The 24,136-nt window shown below is 67.6% G+C and carries 22 protein-coding genes and 3 tRNA genes; 7 read left to right on the forward strand and 18 right to left on the reverse strand.

Annotation, left to right across the window (positions count from 1 at the left end; all coding sequences use genetic code 11):
• Window positions 1-23: 23 nt before the first annotated feature.
• The 7 genes from FB547_RS05720 to FB547_RS05750 all read right to left on the reverse strand — a co-directional run bounded on the left by FB547_RS05720 (window position 24) and on the right by FB547_RS05750 (window position 8,402).
• On the reverse strand, window positions 24-1,439 hold the full coding sequence (locus FB547_RS05720) for an amidase (RefSeq protein ID WP_145740325.1): 1,416 nt from the start codon (window positions 1,437-1,439) through the stop codon (window positions 24-26).
• Window positions 1,436-2,923, reverse strand: coding sequence for an ABC transporter substrate-binding protein (locus tag FB547_RS05725; protein ID WP_145740327.1), 1,488 nt, complete (start codon window positions 2,921-2,923; stop codon window positions 1,436-1,438). The genes FB547_RS05720 and FB547_RS05725 overlap by 4 nt, the downstream gene beginning before the upstream one ends.
• A 205-nt stretch (window positions 2,924-3,128) precedes the next feature.
• Complete coding sequence (locus FB547_RS05730) at window positions 3,129-4,622, reverse strand: ABC transporter substrate-binding protein (protein WP_145740329.1); 1,494 nt, start codon at window positions 4,620-4,622, stop codon at window positions 3,129-3,131.
• Window positions 4,623-4,757: 135 nt separating this feature from the next.
• The gene (locus FB547_RS05735) at window positions 4,758-5,588 is read right to left on the reverse strand and encodes an ATP-binding cassette domain-containing protein (RefSeq protein WP_145740331.1); all 831 of its coding nucleotides are present in this window, start codon (window positions 5,586-5,588) and stop codon (window positions 4,758-4,760) included.
• Window positions 5,585-6,574, reverse strand: a complete 990-nt coding sequence (locus FB547_RS05740) for an ABC transporter ATP-binding protein (protein ID WP_145740332.1) — start codon at window positions 6,572-6,574, stop codon at window positions 5,585-5,587. The genes FB547_RS05735 and FB547_RS05740 overlap by 4 nt, the downstream gene beginning before the upstream one ends.
• A 5-nt stretch (window positions 6,575-6,579) precedes the next feature.
• Window positions 6,580-7,455, reverse strand: a complete 876-nt coding sequence (locus FB547_RS05745; protein WP_145740333.1) for an ABC transporter permease — start codon at window positions 7,453-7,455, stop codon at window positions 6,580-6,582.
• Window positions 7,452-8,402 carry an ABC transporter permease gene (locus tag FB547_RS05750; RefSeq protein WP_145740334.1) on the reverse strand — a complete coding sequence of 317 codons (951 nt, stop codon included), beginning with the start codon at window positions 8,400-8,402 and terminating at the stop codon, window positions 7,452-7,454. Before FB547_RS05750 ends, FB547_RS05745 begins: the two co-directional genes overlap by 4 nt.
• 63 nt (window positions 8,403-8,465) lie before the next feature.
• Between FB547_RS05750 and FB547_RS05755 the strand changes: the two genes are divergently transcribed.
• A complete protein-coding gene (locus FB547_RS05755) occupies window positions 8,466-8,765 on the forward strand; it encodes a YfhL family 4Fe-4S dicluster ferredoxin (protein WP_145740335.1) in 300 nt (99 codons plus the stop codon).
• Here the strand turns inward: FB547_RS05755 and FB547_RS05760 are convergent.
• The 8 genes from FB547_RS05760 to FB547_RS05795 form a co-directional block, all read right to left on the reverse strand.
• Window positions 8,751-9,215 (reverse strand): hypothetical protein, encoded by a 465-nt coding sequence (locus FB547_RS05760; protein WP_261380223.1) that lies wholly within the window; start codon window positions 9,213-9,215, stop codon window positions 8,751-8,753. The two genes, FB547_RS05755 and FB547_RS05760, sit on opposite strands and share 15 nt — an antisense overlap.
• A gap of 83 nt (window positions 9,216-9,298) precedes the next feature.
• Window positions 9,299-9,931 (reverse strand): aminoacyl-tRNA hydrolase, encoded by a 633-nt coding sequence (gene pth / locus FB547_RS05765; protein ID WP_145740337.1) that lies wholly within the window; start codon window positions 9,929-9,931, stop codon window positions 9,299-9,301.
• Window positions 9,932-10,005: 74 nt separating this feature from the next.
• Window positions 10,006-10,674 (reverse strand): 50S ribosomal protein L25/general stress protein Ctc, encoded by a 669-nt coding sequence (locus FB547_RS05770; protein WP_145740340.1) that lies wholly within the window; start codon window positions 10,672-10,674, stop codon window positions 10,006-10,008.
• Window positions 10,675-10,771: 97 nt separating this feature from the next.
• Window positions 10,772-11,743, reverse strand: a complete 972-nt coding sequence (locus FB547_RS05775) for a ribose-phosphate pyrophosphokinase (RefSeq protein ID WP_145740342.1) — start codon at window positions 11,741-11,743, stop codon at window positions 10,772-10,774.
• 140 nt (window positions 11,744-11,883) lie between these two features.
• Window positions 11,884-11,960, reverse strand: a tRNA-Gln gene (locus FB547_RS05780).
• A gap of 66 nt (window positions 11,961-12,026) precedes the next feature.
• Window positions 12,027-12,917, reverse strand: a complete 891-nt coding sequence (gene ispE, locus FB547_RS05785; RefSeq protein ID WP_145740344.1) for a 4-(cytidine 5'-diphospho)-2-C-methyl-D-erythritol kinase — start codon at window positions 12,915-12,917, stop codon at window positions 12,027-12,029.
• The gene (locus FB547_RS05790) at window positions 12,914-13,441 is read right to left on the reverse strand and encodes a lipoprotein insertase outer membrane protein LolB (protein ID WP_145740346.1); all 528 of its coding nucleotides are present in this window, start codon (window positions 13,439-13,441) and stop codon (window positions 12,914-12,916) included. Before FB547_RS05790 ends, ispE begins: the two co-directional genes overlap by 4 nt.
• Window positions 13,438-15,294 carry a tetratricopeptide repeat protein gene (locus FB547_RS05795; RefSeq protein WP_145740348.1) on the reverse strand — a complete coding sequence of 619 codons (1,857 nt, stop codon included), beginning with the start codon at window positions 15,292-15,294 and terminating at the stop codon, window positions 13,438-13,440. The genes FB547_RS05790 and FB547_RS05795 overlap by 4 nt, the downstream gene beginning before the upstream one ends.
• 71 nt (window positions 15,295-15,365) lie before the next feature.
• On the opposite strand from FB547_RS05795, the gene mutM reads away from it, so the two are divergent.
• From mutM to mutY, 3 genes are all read left to right on the forward strand, one after another.
• Window positions 15,366-16,178: a bifunctional DNA-formamidopyrimidine glycosylase/DNA-(apurinic or apyrimidinic site) lyase gene (gene mutM, locus FB547_RS05800; protein WP_145740350.1), complete on the forward strand. Its 813-nt coding sequence runs from the start codon at window positions 15,366-15,368 to the stop codon at window positions 16,176-16,178.
• Between the two features lie 89 nt (window positions 16,179-16,267).
• Window positions 16,268-18,232 carry a dynamin family protein gene (locus tag FB547_RS05805; protein ID WP_145740352.1) on the forward strand — a complete coding sequence of 655 codons (1,965 nt, stop codon included), beginning with the start codon at window positions 16,268-16,270 and terminating at the stop codon, window positions 18,230-18,232.
• A gap of 7 nt (window positions 18,233-18,239) precedes the next feature.
• A complete protein-coding gene (mutY, locus tag FB547_RS05810; RefSeq protein WP_145740353.1) occupies window positions 18,240-19,301 on the forward strand; it encodes an A/G-specific adenine glycosylase in 1,062 nt (353 codons plus the stop codon).
• Window positions 19,302-19,316: 15 nt separating this feature from the next.
• Here the strand turns inward: mutY and rapZ are convergent, their stop codons facing one another.
• From rapZ to FB547_RS05825, 3 genes are read right to left on the reverse strand one after another with little or no spacing between them, the layout of a single operon-like run.
• Entirely contained in the window at window positions 19,317-20,195 is an 879-nt protein-coding gene (gene rapZ / locus FB547_RS05815; protein ID WP_145740354.1) for an RNase adapter RapZ, read from the reverse strand.
• The gene (recN, locus tag FB547_RS05820; protein ID WP_145740356.1) at window positions 20,195-21,874 is read right to left on the reverse strand and encodes a DNA repair protein RecN; all 1,680 of its coding nucleotides are present in this window, start codon (window positions 21,872-21,874) and stop codon (window positions 20,195-20,197) included. Before recN ends, rapZ begins: the two co-directional genes overlap by 1 nt.
• 1 nt (window position 21,875) lies before the next feature.
• Complete coding sequence (locus FB547_RS05825) at window positions 21,876-22,787, reverse strand: NAD kinase (protein ID WP_145740358.1); 912 nt, start codon at window positions 22,785-22,787, stop codon at window positions 21,876-21,878.
• A 28-nt stretch (window positions 22,788-22,815) separates the two neighbouring features.
• Here FB547_RS05825 and hrcA point away from each other — a divergent pair, with 28 nt between their 5' ends.
• From hrcA to FB547_RS05840, 3 genes are all read left to right on the forward strand, one after another.
• Window positions 22,816-23,823 carry a heat-inducible transcriptional repressor HrcA gene (gene hrcA, locus FB547_RS05830; RefSeq protein ID WP_145740359.1) on the forward strand — a complete coding sequence of 336 codons (1,008 nt, stop codon included), beginning with the start codon at window positions 22,816-22,818 and terminating at the stop codon, window positions 23,821-23,823.
• Window positions 23,824-23,855: 32 nt separating this feature from the next.
• Window positions 23,856-23,932: transfer RNA gene (locus FB547_RS05835), tRNA-Ile, on the forward strand.
• Window positions 23,933-23,996: 64 nt separating this feature from the next.
• A tRNA-Arg gene (locus FB547_RS05840) sits at window positions 23,997-24,073 on the forward strand.
• The last annotated feature ends 63 nt before the right edge of the window (window positions 24,074-24,136 follow it).

Below are 24,136 nucleotides of genomic sequence, written 5' to 3' on the forward strand. Positions count from 1 at the left end.
CTGTTTTGTTCAGGCGCCGTTGTTCAAGGCGCCACAGGCCAGGGCCGCTGCGGCTCCCGTATCTGCTCGAACGCACGCGACACGCGCAGCACGCCAAGGTCGTCGAAGCGCTGCCCTGCGATCTGCAGCCCGATCGGCAATCCGCCCGCCGAGTACCCGCAGTTCACCGACGAAGCCGGCTGCTCCGACATGTTGAACGGCACCGTGAAGCCGATGTGCTCCAGGGGCCGCAGCGGATCGTTGGTGGGCGAAGGCGCCTCCGCGGCCGCGGGCATGTTCGGCGACACCGGCGAGAGCACGTAGTCGAAGCGCGCGCAGGCCTGTACCGTGGCCACGCGCGTCGCATGGAACTGGCTGAAGCCGCGGAACACATGCTCGCCGCTGAATTCGGCCGCGCTCTCGGCCCACTCGCGGATGTAGGGCAGCACCTTGGCGCGCTGGTCGGGGCGCAGCGCCTTCATGTCCACCAGCGAGCGCATGCGCCACAGGTGGTCCATGCCGTCGAGCATGGCTTGCGACATGAATGGCTGCATGAGTTCGACGATGGCGCCCGCCTTTTCGAACAGGCGCGCCGCATGTTCGACCGCCGCCTGGATCTCGGGCTCGACCGCGAGGCCGCAGCCCGCGTCCAGCAGCAGCCCGATGCGCAGTCCGCGCAGGTGGTCGGGCGATACGTCGAAGCTCTCCCAGGCGATGTCCTGCGGCGGCAGGCTCATGCTGTCGCGCGCATCGGGCTTCGAAAGCACCTGCATCATCAGCGCGGCATCGCCCACGCTGCGCGTCATCGGCCCGGCCGCGCGGCCCATGTAGGGCGGATCGATCGGGATGCGGCCCAGGCTCGGCTTGAGCGTGAAGATGCCGCACCAGCTCGCGGGCAGCCGGAGCGACCCGCCGATGTCGGTGCCGATGTGCAGCGGGCCATAGCCCGCGGCGGCCGCCGCACCGGCGCCGGCGCTCGAGCCGCCGGGGGTCCGGCTCAGGTCCCAGGGGTTGCGCGCCAGCGTGTGAAAGCTCGAGAGCCCCGAGGACAGCATGCCGTAGTCCGGCATGGTGGTCTTGCTCACGATCACCGCGCCGGCTTCCTTCAGGCGCGCGGCGGGCGGTGCATCGGCGGGCGCGGGCTTCAGGTCGACGGCGGCCGTACCGGCCGGCATCGGATCGCCGCGGGTCGCGATGTTCTCCTTGATGGTGGCCGGCACGCCGTCGAGCGGACCGAGCGCATCGCCGCGCTGCCAGCGCGCTTCCGAAGCGCGCGCCTGCTCGAGCGCGGCTTCGGGCCTGAAAAGCCAGGTGGCCTGCAGCTTGGGCTCGCAGCGCTCGATCTGCGCGATGACGGCCTGCGTGACCTCGACAGGGGACAGGCGCCTGTCGCGGTAGGCGGCGGAGAGTTCCTGGGCGGAAAGCTCGTTCAGTGAAGAAGACGACACGTCGGCACTCATCCCCATGACAGCGCCGAGAGGTCGTTCACGAAGATCGGGTTCTCCTTCCACAGGCCCTTCACGTTCTTCTTCGCGATGGTGGGGAACTGCGGCTGGTAGAGGAAGCCGTTGGCCGCGTCGACCGCCAGCATCTTCTGCGCTTCGCCGAGCAGCTTGTTGCGCTCGGCGGCATTGGCCGTGGTCTTGATCTTGTCGAACAGCGCGTTGAAGGCCTTCGACTGGTAGCCCCAGTAGTAGTCGGGCTTGGCATAGTTGCCGAGGTCGAAGGGCTCGACGTGCGAAACGATCGACAGGTCGTAGTCCTTGTTGCCGTAGGTGCCGCTGAGCCACTGCGCCCACTCGACGTTCTGCACCTTGACCGTGATGCCGATCTTGGCGAGCTGCGCCACGATCACCTCGCCGCCCTGGCGCGCGTAGGGAGGCGGCGGCAGCGTCATGGTGAGTTCGAGCGGCGTCTTCACGCCGGCCTCGGCCATCAGCTTCTTGGCCTTCTCGACGTCGAAGGGGTTGAGGCCCGTGGTGTCGACATAGCCTGCGGCACCCGGCACGTAGTGGCTGCCGATCGGCACGCCGAAGCCGTCGGCCGCGCCTTCGATCACGGCCTTGCGGTCGATGGCCGCGAGGATGGCGCGGCGTACGCGCACGTCGTCGAGCGGCTTCTTCTTGTTGTTGATCGACAGGATGGTCTTCGCGCGCGAGCCGGCCAGGATCACCTGGAACTGCGGATTCATCTTGAACTGCGGCACCGCGCGGGTGCCGATGCGCGTGAACACGTCGACGTCGCCGGCCATCAGCGCGGCGGCCTGCGCGGCCGTGTCGGATATGAAGCGGAAGGTGACCTTGTTGATCTTGGCCGTGGCCGGGCTGCGGAAGCCCTCCCACTTGCTCAGCGTGATCGACGAGCCCTTGGCCCAGCTGTCGAGCTTGTAGGGGCCGGTGCCGACCGGCTTGGTGGCGTTGCCGTCGGCGCTCTTGGGCTCGACGATCACGGCCGTGGCCTGGCCCAGCACGAAGGGCAGGTCGGGGTCGATTTCCTTGTTGATGACCACCACCGTGTAGTCGTCCACCACCTGCGTGCTCAGGTTCGCGAAGGTGCGCTTGTCCTTGTTGGTGCTCTTCTCGCCGCCGGCGCGGTCGAAGGAGAACTTCACGGTGGCGGCATTGAAGGGCTCGCCGTTCTGGTACTTGACGCCGCGGCGGAGCTTGAAGGTGTAGGTCTTCAGGTCGGGCGAGACTTCCCAGCTCTCGGCCAGCAGCGGCGCGACGCTGCCGTCGGCGTTGATCTTGGTGAGCGTCTCCAGGATGTTGTAGTGCACCACCTCCGCGATGGCGGCTGCGGCGCCGGCGGTCGGATCGAGCCCCGGCGGCTCGAGCGCCATGCCGATCACGATGGCGTCCTTCCGCCCCTGCGCCATGCCGGCGATGGGAGAGGCCAGCGCCACGGTGGCGCCAGCGGTGGCAAGGAGGGTGCGACGGTTCAACATACGTTGTGATCTCCGGAAAAACGATGGGTGCGAATGGCTGCTTCCCATGCGCGGCGCGCCCCGATTGGAGGCGCGGCGGCACGAAGGAAGGACACGCAGCACGAAAGATGCCACGCGCGGGCAGCGAGCCATTCTCTCGCAGCGCAGGCTTTGGCGCTGGGCCGCGCAGGGGCTTTTTCCTCGGGACGTTCCCGGATGCCGAACCTCAGCTCCAGGAGAGCGCGGCGATGTCGTTGACGAAGATCGGCGTGTCCTTCCAGAGCCCGCGCAGGCCGCGCGCCGCCACCGTGATGAACTGCGGCTGGTAGAGGAAGACATTGGCCGCGTCCTCGGCCAGCAGGCGCTGCGCATCGCCCAGGTAGCGCAGCCGGTCGGCGGTGCGCGCGCTGTTGCGCGCCTTGTCGAACACCTCGTTGAACCTGGCCGACTGGTAGCCCCAGTAGTACTCGGGCTTGGTGTAGTTCACGAGGTCGAAGGGTTCCACGTGCAGGATCAGCGAGAGGTCGTAGTTCTTGTTGCCGTAGGTGCCGCTGATCCACTGCGCCCACTCGACGTTCTGGATCCTGGCGACGATGCCCACCTTGGCCAGCTGCGCGGCAATGAGCTCGCCGCCCTGCCGCGCATAGGGCGGGGGCGGCAGCACCAGCTCGAGTTCGAACGGCGTCTTCACGCCTGCCTCGGCCAGGAGCTGCTTCGCCTTCTCGACGTTGTAGGGGTTGATGCCCGTGGTGTCGACGTAGCCCGGCGCGCCCGGCACGTAGTGGCTGCCGATGGGCACGCCGCGGCCGTCCGCGGCGGCCTCGATCACCGCCTTGCGGTCGATGGCCGCGGCAATCGCGCGGCGCACGCGCACGTCGTCGAGCGGCTTGCGCCTGTTGTTGATGGCCAGGATGGTCTTGCCGCGCGAGGCATTGAACAGCACCTGGAAGCGCTTGTCGTTCTGGAACTGCGGCAGGCTGCGCGAGACCGAGGCGTGCGGGAACAGGTCGACGTCGCCCGAGAGCAATGCCGTCGCCTGTGCGGCCGGCTCGGAAATGAAGCGGAAGCTCGCCTTGCGGATCTGCACCGCGTCGGCGTTGCGGTACCCCTCCCACTTGGCGAGCACGATGGCCGAGCCCTTGGCCCAGCCGTCGAGCCGGTAGGGGCCGGTGCCCACGGGCTTGACGGCGTTCGTCTCCACCGTCTTGGGCTCGACCATGATGGCCGAGGCCTGGCCCAGCAGGAAGAGCAGCTCGGGCTCGATCTCCTTGCTGATCAGCACCACCGTGTGCTGGTCGACCACCTGCGTGGCGATGTTGGTGAAGGTGCGCTTGTCCTTGTTGGTGCTGTTGGCCGCAGCGGCGCGGTCGAACGAGAACTTGACGGTGTTCGCGTCGAAGGGCTCGCCGTTGTGGAACTTCACGCCGCGCCGCAGCTGGAAGGTGCAGGTCTTGAGGTCGGGCGAGACTTCCCAGCGCTCGGCCAGCAGGGGCGAAACGCTGCCGTCGGAATTGATCTTCGTGAGCGTCTCGAAGACATTGTAGAGAACCACCTCTGCAATCTCGGCACCGGCCTTGGCCGTGGGGTCGAGCCCGGTGGGCTCCAGCGTGAGCGCCAGCACCAGCGCGTCCTTTTTTCTCTGCGCGAAGGCGGTCGTCAGCAGCGCGAGAGGGGCCAGGGCTGCGGCCCCGGTGGCCAGCAGGGTGCGTCGTTTGAGCATGAAGCGGTGTCCTCGGAACAAGGGGGCAGGCATCTTGCGCGAGAGAGGGCGGCCGCGCAACCAGATGCTTATGACCCACTCATCCTAGAGTCGGCGCGCGAAGCTTCGATGTCAGGCCACCGCCCGGCGGAGTGTTCAGGCGGCCAGCAGCGTGCCGCCGGCGGGCGTGCGCGGCACCGCCTCGAGCAGCGTGCGCGTGTACGGATGCTGCGCATGGCGGAACAGCTCGCCGGGCGGGCCCTGCTCGACGATCTTGCCTTTCCACACCACGCAGACCTCGTCGCACAGATGGTTCACCACCGCAAGGTCGTGGCTGATGAGCAGGTAGCTCACGCCGAACTGCTGCTGCAGGTCCTGCATGAGGTTGAGCACCTGGGCCTGCACCGACACGTCGAGCGCGCTCACGGGCTCGTCGGCCACGATGAGCTTGGGCCGCGTGATGAGCGCGCGCGCAATCGCGATGCGCTGGCGCTGCCCGCCCGAGAATTCGTGCGGGTACTTGTCCATGTCGGTGGTGCGCAGGCCCACGGCGGCCAGCGCCTCGGAGGCGCGCTCGCGCTGCTCGGCGCGGCTGGATTCGGCCAGCGCTTCGAGTGGCTCGGCGACGATGCGCGCCACGGTCTGGCGCGGATCGAGCGAGCCGTAGGGGTCCTGGAACACCATCTGGAAGTCGCGCCGCGCCGTGCGCAGCTCGCCCCTGGGCAGCCTGTGCAGGTCGCGGCCCAGCATGCGCACGCTGCCCGAGGTGGGCGTGTCGAGCGCCATCACCAGGCGTGCGATGGTCGACTTGCCCGAGCCCGATTCGCCCACGATGCCCAGGCTGCGGCCGGCCGCGACGCTGAAGCTGACGCCGTTGAGCGCCTTCACCAGCGGCGGCGGCCCGAAGAGCTTTTCGCGCGGCAGGGCGTAGTGGCGCACAAGGTCGGTCACCTCGAGCAGGGGCTGCGTGCTGGCGGGTTGATTCATGATTCGAGCGCGCCTTCCGCGGCAATTTCCTCGAGCCGGATGCAGCGCACCGCGTGCGCGTGCCGCAGCACGGTGGGTGGCGGCCGCATCGTGTGGCAGGCATCGACCGTGTACTTGCAGCGGCCCGCAAAAGGGCAGCCCGGCGGCAGGTCGACCAGTTCGGGCACGCTGCCCCGGATGGTGGCCAGGCGAATGCCGCGCGGCGCGCCGAGCGCCGGCCGCGCCGCGAACAGGCCCTGCGTATAGGGATGCGCGCGCTCGGCAAACACGGTTTCGGTCGGACCGCTCTCGACCACGCTGCCGCCGTACATCACCAGCATCTTCGAGACGCTCTGCGCAATCACGCCCAGGTCGTGCGAGATCAGGATCAGTGCCATGCCGCGCTCCGCGACCAGGCCCTGGATCAGTTCGAGGATCTGCTTCTGGATGGTGACGTCCAGCGCCGTGGTGGGCTCGTCGGCAATCAGCAGGTCGGGGCCGCAGGCCAGCGCCATGGCGATGCCGATGCGCTGGCGCTGCCCGCCCGAGAACTGGTGCGGATAGGCATCGAGCCGCGAAGCCGCATCGGGAATGCCCACGCGCTCGAGCAGCGCCAGCACTTCCTTGCGCGCTGCGGCGCCCGTGAGCCCGCGGTGCAGCCGCAGCGGCTCGCCGACCTGGCGCGCAATGGTGTGCACCGGGTTCAGCGCCGTCATCGGCTCCTGGAAGATCATGCCGATGCGGTTGCCGCGGATCTGGCACATGGCTTTTTCATCGCGGCCCACGAGCTCGGTGCCGTCGAAGCGGATGCTGCCGCTGACCTTGGCGGTCGACGGCAACAGGCCCATCAGCGACATCACCGTGATCGACTTGCCGCAGCCCGACTCGCCCACGATGCCCAGCGTTTCGCCGCGCTCGAGCGTGAAGCCGATGCCGCGCACGGCCTCGGCGGGGCCGCGCTGCGTTTGCAGTTCGACATGCAGGTCCTGGACTTCGAGAAGAGGCATATCGCTTAGCGGGCGCGCGCAAGGCGCGGATCGAGCAGGTCGCGCAGCCCGTCGCCGAGCAGGTTGAGACCGAGCACCGCCATGGCAATGGCCATGCCGGGGAACACCGCGAGCAGCGGCGACTGGAACATCATCGTCTGCGCCTCGCTGAGCATGCGGCCCCACGAGGGCTGCGGCGGCTGCGTGCCCAGACCGAGGTAGGAAAGGGCGGCCTCGGCCAGGATGGCGATCGCGAAGCGGATCGTGATCTGCACGATCAGCACGGCCGAGATGTTGGGCAGCACATGCTGCATCGTGATGGCGAACGAGCCCTTGCCGCAGGCTCGCGCGGCCGCCACGTATTCGCGCGACCAGATGGCATTGGCCGAGGCGCGCGTGATGCGCGCAAAGGTCGGGATGTTGTAGATGCCGATCGCGATGATCGCGTTGACGATGCCGGCGCCGAACACCGCCGTCATCATGATGGCCGACAGGATGGCCGGAAACGCGAGCGAGAAATCGGTGAGCCGCATGATCGCTTCCTCGACCCAGCCGCGCCGCGCCGCGGCCAGCAGGCCCAGCGCGGTGCCCACGACGAGGCCGATGCCCACCGCGATCACGCCCACGAGGATGGATGCGCGCGCTCCCACCAGCAGCAGCGAAGCCACGTCGCGCCCGAAGGTATCGGTGCCCAGCCAGTGCGCGCCCGAGGGCGGCTTGAGCTTGCTGGCCATGTCCATCTCGTAGGGCGACCAGGGCGTCCACACCAGCGAGACGGCGGCGGCCAGCAGCAGGAGCAGCGTGAGCACGCCGCCGAGCACGAAGCTGCGGTGCCTGAGCGCGCGGCGCCAGAAGCCCGGCACCTTGAGCGCCGCTGCGCTCGGAGCGGTTATCGCGGTCATATGTCGCTCGCCTTGATGCGCGGATCGATCACGGCATAGAGCACGTCGACCACGAAGTTCACGATGACCACCAGGGCCGCGAGCAGCATCACGCAGTTGCGCACCACGATCAGGTCGCGGTTGCTGATGGCCTGGAAGATCAGCCGGCCCAGGCCTGGCAGGTAGAACACGTTCTCCACCACGATGGTGCCGGCCAGCAGTTCGGAGAACTGCATGCCCATGACGGTGACCACCGGGATCATCGCGTTGCGCAGCACATGGGTCCAGAGCACCGCGCGTTGCGAAACGCCCTTGGCCCGCGCCGTGCGCACGAAGTCTTCGCGCATCACCTCGAGCACCGCCGAGCGCGTGATGCGCGCGAGGATCGCGGCCTGCACCACCGCCAGCGACAGCGCCGGCAGCAGCAGCGACTTGAGGCCCGCGAAGATGCCTTCGCCCCAGCCCTCGAAGCCGCCGGCCGAGAACCACTGCAGCTGAACCGAGAACACCAGGATCAGCAGGATCGCGAACCAGAAATTGGGAATGGCGATGCCCACCTGCGTGAGCCCCATCAGGCCCACGTCGCCGAGCTTGTTGTGGCGCGCGGCGGCGGTCACGCCCACCAGCAGCGCGAGCACCGTGGTGAAGGCCATCGCGAGCAGCGCGAGCGGCACGGTCAGCGCGAGGCGTTCGAGGATGAGGTCGAGCACCGGCGAGCTGTAGGCGTAGCTGTCGCCCAGGTTGCCGGTCAGGAGGCCCGCGATCCAGTGCCAGTAGCGCGTCCAGGCCGGCTGGTCGAGCCCGAGCTTGGTGGCCAGGGCGGCGACCGCTTCGGGCGCGGCGTCGGGCCCCATGAGCATCTGCGCGGCATTGCCGGGCAGGATCTCCAGGACGAGGAAGACGATGACCGAGGCGCCGATCAGCGTACCGATCAGCGTGGCGAGGCGCTTGAAAATGAACAGGCTCATGGGGCGGGGCGCAGCATAACCCGACTCGTGCAACAACCGTGCCTTGTTCGCGATAATCGGGGCATGGCTCTCATGATCACCGACGAATGCATCAACTGCGATGTCTGCGAGCCCGAGTGCCCGAACGATGCGATCTTCATGGGCGCGGAGTTCTACGAGATCGACCCGCACAAGTGCACCGAATGCGTCGGCCACTTCGACGAGCCGCAGTGCGTGCAGGTCTGCCCGGTGGCGTGCATTCCGATCAACCCGGCGCACGTGGAAAGCCGCGAAACGCTCTGGCAGAAGTTCGAGCGGCTCGCCGCGGCCAAGGCAAAGGCCGCGGCCGCCGAGCCGCCTCAGGCGCCCTCAGCCGGCACCTGAATCATTCCGCTTTTTCCTGCGGCTGTTGCCTTGCGCGGCGGCAGGCCTGTCGTTGGCCGCACCGCTGAAGCGCGGGCTCGATTTGCGGGGTTCCGCGCCGAGTCTCTGGGCCCGTGCGCGCGCCAGCTGTTCGGAAGACGCGAGCCGGCGTTCGGCCATGGCGGCCTGCCGGGCATCGTGCGCCGAGCGGCGGCTGCGCTCGTAGGCCTCTTTTTCCTGCGACAGGCGGATGCGCTCGAGCTGGTCGGCGCGCTGCTCGGCGCGGCGCGTGGCGGCATCGGCCGCGCGGCGGTCCGCCTCGGTGCGCGCGTCGTCCAGCGCCAGCTGCTTTCCGCCTTCGCAGGGACGGTCCGTGTAGGTGTTGCCGCAGCGGTAGGTCTCGGACCTTCCCTGCGCCGCGGCGGGCATCCAGAAAGTGCCGCAGGCCGCCAAAAGCAAGGCGGCACCCATTGCTTTCCTGGCCCTGGTTTTATTTGTCATTTCTTTTTCTCTCCCTTTTTTCTTTGCTCTCCCGCGCTCTCTTGGCCGGCTGACTAGGCTGTAGCGGGTGTGCCTCCGTCGCCGGGCTCCCGCCGCGGCGGTTTGGGCCGGGGCGGTTTGCTCGTGTGGATGATCAAGGTGGCTTTTTCCATTTCGCCCGCCACCAGCGCGGGCGCCGCGTGCAGCGTGCGCACGATCGCGTCCTCGATGGCTTCGCGCTGTTCCTTGAGCGGCTTCTTGAGCACCCAGTTGATGACCTCCGACTTCACGCCGGGGTGTCCGATGCCCAGGCGCAGGCGCCAGTAGTCGCCGGTGCCCAACTGCGCATGGATGTCGCGCAGGCCGTTGTGGCCCGCATGGCTGCCGCCGAACTTGAGCTTGGCCTGGCCGGGCACCACGTCGAGCTCGTCGTGCACCACGAGGATTTCCTCGGGCGCGATCTTGAAGAAGCGCGCAAGCGCGCCCACCGATTTGCCCGACAGGTTCATGAAGGTCTGCGGCTCCAGCAGCCAGACGCTTTGCCCGTCGATGTTCGCGCGCGCTGCAAGGCCGTGGTAGCTGCGCTCGGGCACGAGGTTGAGCTTCCAGTCGCGCGCCAGGGCGTCGATCCACCAGAAGCCGGCGTTGTGCCGGGTGGCTTCGTATTCAGGCCCCGGATTCCCGAGGCCGACAAACAGCTTGATCATGAGGGGAATTATCTCGCCGCCCAAAAAGCAGAAGGCCCGCACGAGGCGGGCCTTCTGCAGGGACGCGAGAGAAATTACTTCTTCGCGGCGGGCTTTGCCGTCTTGGCGGCAGGCTTGCCACCGGCTGCTGCTGCGCCTTCGGCAGGTGCTGCACCTTCGGCGGCGGGGGCCGGCTCTTCGGAGACCAGCGGCGGCACGGCCGACACGATGACGGGGTTCAGCTTGCCGTGGCTCACGAACTTCACGCCCTTGGGCAGCTTGATGTCGCTCACGTGCAGCGTGGCGTTCTTCTTGAGGCTCGAGAGGTCCACCTCGATGAACTCGGGGAGGTCGGCCGGCAGGCAGCTGACTTCGAGTTCGTTCATGACGTGGGTCACGAGGTTGTGGTCGAGCTTGACGGCGTCGGACTCTTCTTCACCCTTGTAGTGAAGCGGCACCTTCATGTGCATGCGGGTCTTGGCGTCGACGCGCTGGAAGTCGATGTGCTGCACCAGCTGGCGGAACGGGTGGTACTGCACGTCGCGCAGCAGCACCTTGCTGGTGGCGCCGCCGAGTTCCATTTCGAGGATCGACGAGTGGAAGGCTTCCTTCTTGAGGGCGTGCCACAGCGCGTTGTGATCGAGCTCGATCAGCTGGGGCTTGCCTTCACCACCGTAGACGATACCGGGCGTCTTGCCCGAGATGCGGAGACGGCGGCTCGCACCCGTGCCCTGCTTGGCGCGCTCAAAAGCGACGAATTTCATAACTACTCCTGTAGGAGTCCACCGCGACCAGTGCGACTCCGGTTCAACAAGGGCGCCATTCCGAAAAAAGGAAGGCGGCGCCCGCTTTTTGCCTGGATCAGAACAGGTTGTCCTGGTCCGAGAACAAACTCATGACCGACTCGCCCTTGGCAATGCGCTGGATCGTCTCGGCGATCAGCGGTGCCACCGAGAGCTGGCGGACCTTTCCGCACGCCAGGGCGCTGTCGGAGAGGGGAATGGTGTTGGTCACGACCACTTCGTCGAGTGCGGAGTGGGTGATGCGCTCGATGGCCGGGCCCGAGAAGATCGGGTGCGTGCAATAGGCGTAGACGCTTTTCGCGCCGCGCTCCTTGAGCACTTCGGCCGCCTTCACGAGCGTGCCGGCGGTGTCGATCATGTCGTCCATGATCACGCAGTTGCGGCCGTCGATTTCGCCGATCACGTTCATCACCTCGCTCACGTTGGCCTTCGGGCGGCGCTTGTCGATGATGGCGAGGTCGCAGTTCAGTTGCTTGGCCAGCGCGCGGGCGCGCACCACGCCGCCGACGTCGGGCGAGACCACGATCAGGTCTTCGTAGTTCTTCTGGCGCAGGTCGCCCAGCAGCACCGGCGAGGCATAGATGTTGTCGACCGGGATGTCGAAGAAGCCCTGGATCTGGTCGGCGTGCAGGTCCATCGTGAGCACGCGCTCGACGCCCACGGTTTCGAGCAGGTTGGCCACCACCTTGGCCGAGATCGGCACGCGGCTCGAACGCGGGCGGCGGTCCTGGCGGGCATAGCCGTAGTAGGGAATCACCGCGCTGATCCGCTCGGCCGAGGCGCGCTTGAGCGCGTCGACCATGATCAGCAGTTCCATCAGGTTCTCGTTGGTCGGAGCGCAGGTCGACTGCACCACGAACACATCGCGCGCCCGGACGTTCTGATTGATCTCGACGGTGACTTCGCCGTCGGAGAAACGTCCAACGCGCGCGGCACCCAGCGAGGTACCGAGGTTCTGCGCGATTTCTGCGGCGAGGCCAGGATTGGCGTTGCCGGTGAAAACCATGAAATCAGGGTGATTAGCCTGCATGAGCGCGTCCCGGCAGTGCGAATTGGCTTTTAGGAAGCCGCCAAAGAGTTCGAGTCGTGGCAGCCCGAGGGCCACCGATTATTGCAGCGGGCATGCTGCAAAAGAAGCACTGCGGCCGGTGGGCCGCAGTTTGAAGAGTTTGGCAGGGGAGAAAGGATTCGAACCTTTGCATGCTGGAATCAAAATCCAGTGCCTTAACCAGCTTGGCGACTCCCCTACACGGGTCGATGGCTTTCGCCACAAACCGATATGTCGCATCGGACCCATGAGAGTCCGACTATCTTCAGGTCGCCCATCCCCAAAGTGGATGAACGGCCAGGTTGCTGCATTGGCGAACCTGCCAGCCCGGTGGGGCTTTTGCCAGTTCCGCTTCCTGCGGCGCTTGCGGCATTTTCGCGAAAACCGAACTTCCCGAGCCGGTCATCCGGGCTTTCAATCCTTGGGCGCCGAGCCATTCGATGGCGTCGGTGACCGCGGGGCAAAGCCGCTGGGCAACCGGCTGCAGGTCGTTGTGGCCGAAGTCGAAAACCTTGAAAGCGCTGCTTTCGGGGTTTGGAGCTTCAAGCTGTTCGCTATCTGCAGCAAAGCCCGAGATTATAGCAACAGGAGTGGCACGTTGAAGGTCGGGCGCAGAAAAAATTAGCTTTGTGTCGAGTCCCTGGGGTGGCTTGGCCACCACGAACCGTGCGGAAGGGATGTCCACGGGCCTGATTTTCTCGCCGATTCCCTCGACCCAGGCATTGCGCCCGCCCAGGAAGAAGGGCACGTCGGCACCGAGTTTCACGCCGATCTCGGCCAGGCGCGAGAGCGGCAGGTTCAGCCCCCACAGGCGGTTCAGCGCCAAGAGGCAGGTGGCGGCGTCCGAGGAGCCGCCGCCCATGCCGGCCTGCGCCGGCACCTGCTTGGCAACGCCGATGTGGGCGCCCTGGCCGGGCGCCGCATGCGCCTGCAGCGCCCGCGCCGCGCGCAGCACAAGGTCGTCGGGCGGCAGTTCGGTCGTGAGGTCTTCGCGGCTGAGCTGGCCGTCGCTGCGGAGTTCGACGTGGAGCGTGTCGCACCAGTCGATCAGCATGAAGACCGACTGCAGCAGGTGGTAGCCGTCTTCGCGCCGGCCGGTGATGTGCAGGAAGAGGTTGAGCTTGGCCGGTGCGGGAAGGTCGTAGATCGCCTTCATGACCGCTCGAAGACGATGCGCAGGTCCGCCGTGGGCCCGGGAGACTCGCGGGTGGCCTGCAGGCGGCCGTTCGCAACCTGCGCGAGGTCGGGGCGCCAGCCCGGCACGCGCTCGTCGCGGCCCGCGAGCCAGCCGAACAGCGCACCGACCGGTATGGCCGCGCCGGTGGCGGCCTCGATCAGTGCATCGACCGAGTCGAAGCGCCGGATCTCGCTGCCGTTCTTGAGCAGGGCTTCGCCGGGCGACCAGTGCAGCTGGGCCAGGGTGCTGCCGATCGGGCTCGTGAGCGAGAGCTCGCCCGCCTCGGGGGAGCCGCGCAATTCGAACAATGCCGAGAAGGTCTGTACCGGCTGGCTGTCGATGCGCAGCGACATGCGGCCGCTCCAGCTGTCCGCGCTTCGGGGTGCGGAGGAGCCGCCTGCCAGCTGGGCGCAGCCGGCGATCGAGAGCAGCGCGGCCCCGCCCGCGAGCAGGAGGGCGCGGCGGCCCCCGTCGGCAAGGCGGCGGGGGGCGGGCACGCTCACGGCTTGACCCGCAGGCGCTTGAGCGTTTCCTGCAGGGTCTCGTTCTCGGCATCGCTCAGCAGGGCTTCCTTCCAGATCGTGACCGCACGGTCCTTCTGGCCGGTGGCCCAGAGCACCTCGCCGAAATGCGCGCCGATTTCCGGGTCGGGCCGGGTCTTGTAGGCTGTCTCGAGGATGCGAATGGCCTCGGTCGTGTTGCCCAGCCGGAATTCCACCCAGCCCAGGCTGTCCGCGATGAACGGGTCTTCAGGCGCCAGCTGCACGGCCTTCTGGATCAGCGTGCGGGCCTCGTCGAGGCGGATCTTGCGATCGGCAAAGGAGTAGCCGAGCGCGTTGTAGGCGTTCTGGTTCTCGGGCTTGAGCTCGATCAGCTTGCGCAGCAGCCGCTCCATCTCGTCGAGGCGGTTGAGCTTTTCGGCCACCATGGCCTGGTCGTAGACGAGGTCGCTGTCGTTCGGGGCGGCGGCGGAAGCCTGCGCCAGCATGTCGTAGGCCGCCTGGTACTGCTTGGCATCGCGCAGCAGCTGTACTTCGGCGAGGAATTTCTGCTTCTTGTCTTCGGGCGTGCGCTCGGGCAGGCCGCGCACGAGTTCGCGCGCCTGCGGCAGCTTGCCCTGGCGCGCCAGCAGGCCCGCGCGGCGCGTCTGCGCGACCACGAGGTCGTCGGTGCTGTCGACGCGTGCGAGCCAGCGCTCCGCGGCCGTGAAGTCCTTGCGGCGCTCCGCCAGCTGCGATAGGACGAGGTAGGCCTGCGTGGTGCCGCGCTGGCGGTCGTCCGGGTCTTTCTGGTTGGCCGCCAGCTCGATGTAGCGCTTGAGCGATGTTTCGGCCGCCGCGTCCTGACGGGCCTGCGCCTGCAGGCTGCCGAGCAGCAGCCAGGGCTCGGCCAGTTCGGGCCGCGCCGCGGTGAGCGCCTGCAGCTGCGCGGTGGAATCCGCATAGCGCCGGTTCTCGACCAACACGCGCGCGTAGGCGATGCGCAGGTCGGGTGGCGCCTTGGGGTTGTTGGCCAGGTAGCGCGTGACGATCGGCTCCGCGAGCGGCTGGCCGGGGTCGATCATCTCGAGCGCGAGCGCGGCCGGTGCATCGGAGGCGGGGTCCATCTGCTGGCCCTTGAACGCGGCGTCCAGGGCGCCGGAGGTGTCGCCGGCATTCAGGCGCATGCGGCCGATGGTGGCCCAGGCCAGCGCGCCGGTGGCCGGGCTCTTGAGTTCGTCGGACAGCGCCTGCTCGACCACCGAGGCGGCCTGCTTCTTGTCGGAGGCGCGCGAGTAGTTGCGCGCGATCACCGCCATCAGCATCGGCTTCTCGATCTGCGGCGTGGCGGCGATCTCGGCCCGCAGCGGCTCCACCGTTTCGCCGATGCGGTTGAGCGCGATCAGTATCTGCAGCTCGATGCGCCGTGCATCGCGCGAGTTGGGCAGCGTCTCCTGCCAGGCACGAGCGGCCGCGAGCGCCGCGTCGCCGGAGCGCGACTGCAGCGCGATCTCGACCGCGCGCTGGAACAGCTTGCCGTCGCGCAGCCGCCGGGCCGCGTCGAGCACCAGTGCGTAGCCCGATCCGGGATCGCCGGAGCGCGCGGTCATCTCGCCCATCAGGATTTCGTAGAACAGCTCGGCCGTCAGTGCGGAGGGCTGGGCCTCGGGGTCGCCGGCCGGCTTCGCGGCGGCTGCGGCTGCGGCTGCGGCCGGCGCCGGCCTGGTCCCGGGGCGGGATGGTGCCGGCCGTTCGATGGCGGGCGTCGGGCTCTTGGGCGTGGCGGGATCGGAGCTTTGTGCCTGGGCGGCACAAGCCAGCAACACGACGAAAGACGCGGCCGCCGCAAGGCGGTGTCGGCGGAGCGATGGAATCATCGAACCATAATAATCCAAGCTTTTGAGCGAGCACCGCGTGGGGCTTCGTCGCAGCCCGGAGTTTTTATTTCATGCCTGAGCTTCCTGAAGTCGAAGTGACGCGGCGCGGTTTTGCCGAACGCATCGCCGGTGCACGCATAGCTGCGGTCCGCATCGGCAAGCCCTTGCGCTGGGCGCTGATGGTGGTGCCCGAGGCGCTGGTCGGGCGCCGCGTGCTGCAGGTGCGCCGGCGCGGAAAGTACCTGCTGATCGACCTGGACCGCGGCCTGCTGCTGCTGCACCTGGGCATGTCGGGCAGCCTGCGCTTCGATGCGGCGCTGCCTCCGCCGGGCGTTCACGATCACTTCGATCTGGTGACCGAACTCGGCACGCTGCGGCTGAACGATCCGCGCCGCTTCGGCGCCGTGGTCTACGTGGAGGACGAGGCCGCGCCATGGGCCATCAAGCTGCTCGGCGGCCTCGGCATGGAGCCGCTGGGCGACGCTTTCGACCTGGACGCGTTCCACGCAGGCCTTCGCAAGCGCAAGGCCGCGGTGAAACAGGTGCTGCTCGCGGGCGACGTGGTGGTGGGCGTTGGAAACATCTACGCGTCGGAGGCCTTGTTCCAGGCCGGCATCCGGCCCACGCTTTCGGCTGCGCGCATCAGCCGGCCGAGGGCGGCCCGGCTCCATGCGGCCGTGCGCGAAATCCTGGCCAGGGCGGTCGAGAAAGGCGGCAGCACGCTGCGCGACTTTTCCAATGTGGACGGGCAGAACGGCTATTTCCAGCTCGAGGCCACCGTCTACGGGCGGGCCGGCGAGCCCTGTCGGGTCTGCGCAACGCCGATCCGGCTGCTGCGACAAGGGCAGCGTTCCACTTACTATTGTCCGAATTGTCAAAAATAGTGTCTTAGCCGCCAGGTTGGCATATCCTGCAATCGCCTGCTTCCCAGTTTGCAATGCTATATTTGTAAGTTATTTCTTACATATTCCCCTTGAGCCGCTCTTTCAATCAACAACTCGATCAGCACGGTGCCTGGCGAAGCAATTTCGCGCACCGCCTGCAGTGGCTGTCCCGCTGGCTGACCGAGAACGAGCTGCTCGACCAGGCGGTGGCCGAGCGCCTGCGCGGCCTCGAGCTGCAGATCCGCACCAGCAAGGTCATGGTGGCCTTCGTGGCGGAGTTCTCGCGCGGCAAGTCGGAACTCATCAACGCGATCTTCTTCGCGGCCTACGGTCGCCGCATCATGCCGGCCAGCGCCGGGCGCACCACGATGTGCCCGACCGAGCTGGGCTACGACGCCGCGCTGTCGCCCAAGCTGCGGCTGCTGCCGATAGAGACCCGCCTGGAGCCCCATTCGCTCACGCATTGGCGCGAAAAGGCCGCGCGCTGGACCGAAATCGCGATCGACGTGGCCAATGCCGACCAGCTGGCCCAGGCCATGAGCAAGGTGGCCGAGGTGCGCTGGGTCAGCAAGGACGAGGCGCACGCGCTGGGCTTCTGGAACGAGGAGACGCCGGACGACAACCCCGTGCAGGACGCCGAGGGCCGGGTCGAGATTCCGCGCTGGCGCCATGCCATCCTGAACATGCCGCATCCGCTGCTGGAGCAGGGGCTGGTGATTCTCGACACCCCGGGCCTGAACGCCATCGGCGCCGAGCCCGAACTCACGGTGAGCCTAATCCCGCAGGCGCATGCCGTGGTCTTCATCCTGGGCGCCGAAACCGGCGTCACGCGCTCCGACCTGTCGATCTGGCGCGAGCACCTGGTTACCGAAAGCGAAGGCAGCGACACGCGCTTCGTGGTGCTCAACAAGATCGACACGATGTGGGACTCGCTGAGCACGCCCGCGCAGATCGAACTGCAGATCGAACGCCAGCGCGAGGTCGCGGCCAAGTTCCTCGAGGTGCCGCTGGTGCAGGTGCTGCCGGTGTCGGCGCAGAAGGGCCTGCAGGCAAAGATCCAGCGCGATGCGCGGCTGCTCGACGCGAGCCGGCTGCCGGCCTTCGAGGCGCTGCTCGCGGAAGGCGTGCTCGGCAAGCGCGAAACCATGCTGCGGCTCGCGGTGGATGCCGGCATGGTGGCATTGCGGACCGAGGCCGAGCGCATCCTGAAAGTGCGCCAGCGCGACCTGTCGGAGCAGGCGCTCGAGCTGCAGGGATTGCGCGGCAAGAACGTGTCGGTCATCCGGCACATGCGCGCGCGCATCGACCAGGAACAGACCGAGTTCGAGGGCAGCAACACGCGCATCCTTGCGCTGCGTTCCGTGCAGGGCAAGCTGCTGCGCGAGGTGTACGCCGTGCTCGGCCGTACTGCGCTGAAGGAAGACATGGTGCGGCTTTCGGCTGCGCTCAAGCGCCCGGGCGTCAAGTTCAACGTGCGCAAGGTGTACGGCGAGACCTTCGACTCGCTGCGCAACAACCTGCGCGAAGTGCAGGCGACGACGGCCGAGATCCAGTCGATGCTGCACGCCACCTTCCGCCAGCTCAACGCGGAGCAGGGCTTTACCCTGCAGGCGCCCGCCGAGCCCGACCTGACGAGCTTCGAGCAGGAGCTCAGCCAGATCGAGCGCAGCCACATCCATTACCTGGGCGTCGGCAATCTGCTGAAGCTCGCGCAGGCGGACTTCTGCGACAAGCTGGTGCGGGCACTCGCGAGTCGCCTGCGGCTGGTCAACGAAGCAGCCATGACCGAGGTCGAGCGCTGGAGCAAGGGCGCCAGCGCCCAGATCGATGCGCAGCTGAAGGAGCGCCGCCGCAATTTCAGCAAGCGCATCGAGGCGATCGAGCGCATCCAGAATGCGGCCGGCAACCTCGACGAACGCCTGCTCGAACTGGCCCAGCAAGAAAGCAGCCTGGCCGAGCTGCAGCTTCGGCTCCATGAATTCACCTCGGCCATTGCGCAACAGGGAAGGCCGGCAGCCGCTGCCGCCGTCGGCGAGCTGCGTGCGGCGGCCTGATCGTCCGGTGCCGGCTGCGGCCGTGCAGTCGCAGGCGCCGGCCGATTTTGCCGAGCGCGTCGTGGCCTGGCAGCGCAGCCACGGGCGCAGCGCGCTGCCTTGGCAGAACACGCGGGATCCCTACCGCGTGTGGCTGTCGGAGGTCATGCTCCAGCAGACCCAGGTCTCGACCGTGCTCGGGTACTTCGCGCGCTTTCTCGAACGCTTTCCGACCGTGCGGGCGCTGGCCGAAGGCACCGAGGACGAGGTCTTCGGGCTCTGGAGCGGCCTGGGCTACTACAGCCGTGCCCGCAACATGCACCGCTGTGCGCAGGAGGTGGTGGCGCGCTTCGGCGGCGAATTTCCGCGCACGGCCGCCGAGCTCGAGACCCTGCCCGGCATCGGCCGCTCCACTTCCGCGGCGATCGCGGCCTTCTGCTTCGGCGAGCGGGTCGCGATTCTCGACGGCAACGTCAAGCGCGTGCTGACGCGCGTGCTCGGCTTCGGCGGCGACATGTCTTCGTCGGCGCAGGAACGCGCACTGTGGGACCGGGCCACCCAGCTGCTGCCGCCGGCCGAACAGAAGGAAGCGATCGCGAGCTACACGCAGGGCGTGATGGACCTGGGCGCCACGGTCTGCCTGCCGCGCAAGCCAAGCTGCATGATCTGTCCGCTGAACAAGACATGCGTGGGGCTGCGCGAAGGCCAGCCGGAGCGCTACCCGGTCAAGACGCGCAAGCTCAAGCGCAGCGCCCAGTCGCTCTGGGCGCTGCTCGCGCGCGATGCGCAAGGCCGGGTCTGGCTGGAGAAGCGGCCGGCCAAGGGCATCTGGGCCGGGCTCTACTGCCCGCCCGTGTTCGAGAGCCGCGAAGCGCTGCTGGCCGCGCTGCCGCCGGCGGCGCTGGCGGGCGCCCGGGACCTGCCCCCTTTCGTGCATGTGCTGACCCACAAGGACCTGCACCTGCACCCGGTGCTGCTTCAGGACAGCCAGCCGCAAGGCGATGCCGCACGCTGGGTGGATGCCCAGGAGTGGGGCCGGCTGGGGCTGCCGGCGCCGATGCGCAAGCTGCTCGAGAGCAGCGCGGACTAGCCGGCGGACACGGGCTCAGCCCGCGTCGAGTTCGCGGTGCCGCTTGAGGGCGACCCAGCGGGCTCCGAAGGCCCGCGCGAGCTGCTCGACCAGGAACACCGAGCGGTGCTGGCCGCCGGTGCAGCCGATGGCCACGGTCACGTAGCTGCGATGGTCCCGCGCCAGCGCATCGAGCCAGCGCGAGAGGAACTGCTCGATGTCGTCGTACATGCGCGCGACGTCGTCGTGCTCGCGCAGCCATTCGACCACCGGCGCATCGCGCCCCGTGAGCGGCCGCAGCGCGGGCACGTAGTGCGGATTGGGCAGCATGCGCACGTCGAACACGTAGTCGGCATCCAGCGGCACGCCGCGCTTGAAGGCGAAGGATTCGAACACCAGCGTCAATGCGCTGCTCTGCGGCGCAGAGATCAGCGCCTTGATGTAGCTCTGCAGCTGGGCCGGCCGGATCAGGCTGGTGTCGATCACGTCGGCGCCGTCGCGCAGGTCGGCCAGCAACTCGCGCTCGAGTTCGATGGCCTGCACCAGCACGCGCTCCTGTTCGGGCACGTCGTTGCGGCCCTCCTGGCGCGACAGCGGATGGCGCCGGCGGGTTTCTGAATAGCGCCGCAGCAGTGCGTCGGTGGTCGCGTCGAGAAAAAGCGAGCGCAGCGACACGCCGTCCTGCCGCAAGGCCTCGAGCTGCTGCGGGACGATCGGCAGCGACACGCCGCTGCGCACATCCATGGCAATGGCCACGCGCGTGGCCTGCTGTTCGTGCTGCAGTGCGATAAAGGCCGTCAGCAGCTCGGGCGGCAGGTTGTCGACGCAGTAGTAGCCGGCGTCTTCCAGCGCATGCAGCGCCACCGACTTGCCCGAGCCCGACATGCCGGTGATGAGCACGAGGTCGAGGTCCATCACAGCGCCGCCGAAGTCTTGTGGCCCAGCATTTCACGGGCATGCGCCAGCGAGGTCTGGGAAAGTTTCTCGCCGCCGAGCATGCGGGCGATTTCACGGGCGCGGGTGTCGTCGTCGAGCCGCGAGACGCCGCTTTCGGTGCGCGGGCCGTCCTGGCCGATGGCCGTGGTCTGGCGCTTGGCCACCACGAGGTGGTGGTCGGCGCAGGCGGCGACCTGCGGCAGATGGGTGACCGCCAGCACCTGGCGATCGCGCCCGAGCTGCTTCATGAGGCGGCCCACGGTCTCGGCCACGGCCCCGCCGACGCCGGCATCGACCTCGTCGAAGATCAGCGTCTGCGCGGCGCCGAGCTGGCTGGTCGTGACCGCGATGGCCAGGGCGATGCGCGAGAGTTCGCCGCCCGAAGCCACCTTGCCGATGGGGCGCGGCGTGCTCCCGGGATGGCCGCTCACGAGAAAGGCAACGTCTTCGAGACCCGCGCGGCCCGGCTGTGCCAGCGGCTGCAGCTCGACCTCGAAGCGCCCGCCCTGCATGCCAAGCCCCTGCATCGCCTGCGTGACAGCGTCGGCCAGCCGCGGGGCGGCCAGCTTGCGCGCCTTGGCGAGCGCCTTGGCTTCCTTCATGTAAGCCTGCTGCGCGCCTTGTTCGGCACGCTCCAGGCCTGCGAGATCGCTCTGCGCGTCGAGCGCCTGCAGCTCGGCCTGCCAGCCGGCCAGGAGCGCCGGCAGGTCGTCCGGCGTGCGCTTGTAGCGGCGCGCGAGCGACATCCACAGTCCCATGCGCTCGTCGAGTTCGGCCAGCTGGTTGGGATCGGCCTCGGCGTCGCGCAGGTAGCTGTGCAGCGTGTGGGCGGCATCGGAAGCCTGGGCGACGCTGGAGGCCAGCACCTCGCCGAGGGCGCGGAATTCGGGCTCGATGTGCTCGCAGTTCTGCAGCAGCGTGACGGCGCGCGACAGCGCGGCGAGGGCGCCGTTGTCGTCGTCTTCGAGCGCCTGGCTCGCGCCCTGCGCCGCGTCGATCAGCGCCTGTGCATTGGAGACGCGCGCGTGCTGGGTCGAAAGCTCTTCCCACTCGCCTTCGGCCGGCGCCAGCTTCATGACTTCGGCGATCTGCCATTGCAGCCGCTCGCGTTCGCGCAGCAGCGAGTCTTGGGCCGAGCGCGCGTGGTCGAGCGCGGAAAGTGCCTGGCGCCAGCTCTGCCAGGTGGCATCGAGCGCATCGGTGCGCACGCCGGCATAGGCGTCGAGCAGGCCGCGCACGGCTTCGGGGCGCGTCAGGCTTTGCCATGCATGCTGGCCATGGATGTCGAGCAGGCGGTCGCCGAGCTCGCGCAGCTGGGTGGCGGTGGCCGGGCTGCCGTTGATCCAGCCGCGGCTGCGGCCCTGCAGGTCGACGGTGCGGCGCAGCAGCAGGGCGTCGCCGTTTTCGAATCCGCCCTCATCGAGCCAGGCCGCAAGCGCCGGGTCGGCGTCGAATTCGGCGCTGACGTCGAGCCGTTCGGCGCCTTCGCGCACCGCGCCCGCGTCGGCCCGGTTGCCGAGCGCCAGCTGGAGCGCATCGATCAATATCGACTTGCCCGCGCCGGTCTCGCCGGTCAATACCGTGAAGCCTGCCGACAGGTCGAGTTCGAGTGATCGCACGATCACGAAGTCGCGCAATGCGATGCGTCGCAGCGCCATGTCAGGAGCCCCCTTCGTTCCAGTGAAGTTTCTTGCGCAGCGTGTCGAAATAGCTCCACCCGCGCGGGTGCAGGAAGCGCACGCGGAAGTCGGAGCGGCGCACCACCACGCGATCGCCGATCGCGAGCGATGCCAAGGACTGCATATCGAAATTGGCGCTGGCGTCGCGCCCCGCCACCAGTTCGATCACGATCTCGTCGGCGTCGGGCAGCAGCACCGGGCGGTTCGACAGCGTGTGCGGCGCAATGGGCACCAGCACCCAGCCCGGCACCGCCGGATGCAGCAGCGGCCCGCCGGCCGAGAGCGCATAGGCCGTCGAACCCGTGGGCGACGCGATGATCAGGCCGTCGGCGCGCTGGTTGGCCACGAAATGCCGGCCCACCGAAACGCGCAGCTCGACCATGCCCGAGGTGGCGCCGCGGTTGACCACCACGTCGTTCATGGCCAGCGCATCGAACACCGAGGCGCCGTCGCGCATCACCTGCGCATGCATGAGGCTGCGGTGGTCTTCCTCGTATTCGCCGGCCAGCATGGGAATCAGCGTGGCCTGGTAGTTGTCCAGCGGAATGTCGGTGATGAACCCGAGCCGGCCGCGGTTGATGCCGATCAGCGGGATTCCGTAGCAGGCAAGCTGCCGGCCGATGCCCAGCATGGTTCCGTCGCCTCCCACCACCAGGCCCAGATCGCAGCGCTGGCCGATTTCCTCGACGCTCAGCGGCTGGTAGCGGCCGCCGACGCTGGCGTGTGCATCGGCCTCCTCGGCCGCCGATTTTTCGACGAACACCTCGCACCCTTGCGATTCCAGGAAGGCGCCGATATCTTCCATCACGCCGTCGCGGGCATCGGCCTGCGCCCGGGCGCCTGAAGCCTGGTATTTGCCGATCAGCGCGACGTGACGAAAGCGGGAAGTCATCTACAAATTACAACACTAAAATCTTGCAATGCTGGACGACCGTGCCAAGTTGCTCCTCAAGACGCTGGTCGAGCGTTATATCGCCGAAGGCCAACCGGTCGGGTCGCGGACTTTGTCGCGCGCCCCGGGCCTTGACCTGTCTCCTGCGACCATCCGCAACGTCATGTCCGACCTGGAGTCGCTGGGGCTGATCGCGAGCCCGCACACTTCGGCCGGACGCATTCCCACCGCGCGCGGCTACCGGCTGTTCGTCGACACCATGCTCACGGCGCAGCGCGAGCAGATGAACACACCAAGCCTTGCGCCCGACCAGCCGCAGAAGGTGATTGCCAACGCGGCCAACCTGCTGTCCAACCTGTCGCAGTTCGTCGGCGTCGTCATGGCGCCGCGGCGGGCTTCGGTCTTCAAGCAGATCGAGTTCCTGCGGCTTTCGGACCGGCGGCTGCTGGTGATCATCGTTTCGCCCGACGGCGACGTGCAGAACCGCGTGATCTTTCCGGAGGCCGATTACACGCAGTCGCAGCTGGTGGAAGCATCCAACTACATCAATGCTCACTACGCGGGCCTGACCATCGAGCAGGTGCGCGACCGCCTGCAGTCCGAAGTCGAAAAACTGCGTGGCGAGATTGCCGCGCTGATGCAGGCGGCGGTCAAGGTCAGTTCTGAAGTGCTCACCGAGGCGCAGGAAGACGACGTGGTGATATCCGGCGAGCGCAACCTGCTTTCCGTCACCGATTTTTCGAGCGACATGGGGCAGCTGCGCCGTGCCTTCGAGCTCTTCGAGCAGAAGGCGCAGCTCATGCGTCTGCTCGATGTGTCGAGCAAGGCCGAGGGTGTGCGCATCTTCATCGGCGGCGAGAGCCAGGTGGTGCCGATCGAGGAGCTTTCCATCGTCAGCGCCAACTACGAGGTCGACGGGCAGGTGGTGGGCACGCTGGGCGTGATCGGCCCGACCCGCATGCCTTATGAGCGCATGATCCAGATCGTCGACATCACCTCGCGGCTGGTCAGCAATGCGCTGAGCCACCGCAAGTGAGCGGCGCCGCGAATAGAATCGTGGCCTCTCGTGGGCCGTTAGCTCAGCTGGTTAGAGCAGCGGACTCATAATCCGTTGGTCGATGGTTCAAGCCCATCACGGCCTACCACCTGCATTCATTTCTGAGCTTGGTCCGCCAAGGGCCAAAAATGGATGCTATAATCGATAGCTGTGCGGCTGTAGCTCAGTTGGATAGAGTACTTGGCTACGAACCAAGGGGTCGTGGGTTCAATTCCTGCCAGCCGCACCACTCTCTTGAATGGCCTAGAAGGTTTATCCCTTCTAGGCCATTTTCTTTTGGAGAGTCGGGTCA

Source organism: Variovorax beijingensis (assembly GCF_007828835.1).
In the GTDB taxonomy this organism is placed as follows: domain Bacteria; phylum Pseudomonadota; class Gammaproteobacteria; order Burkholderiales; family Burkholderiaceae_C; genus Variovorax; species Variovorax beijingensis_A.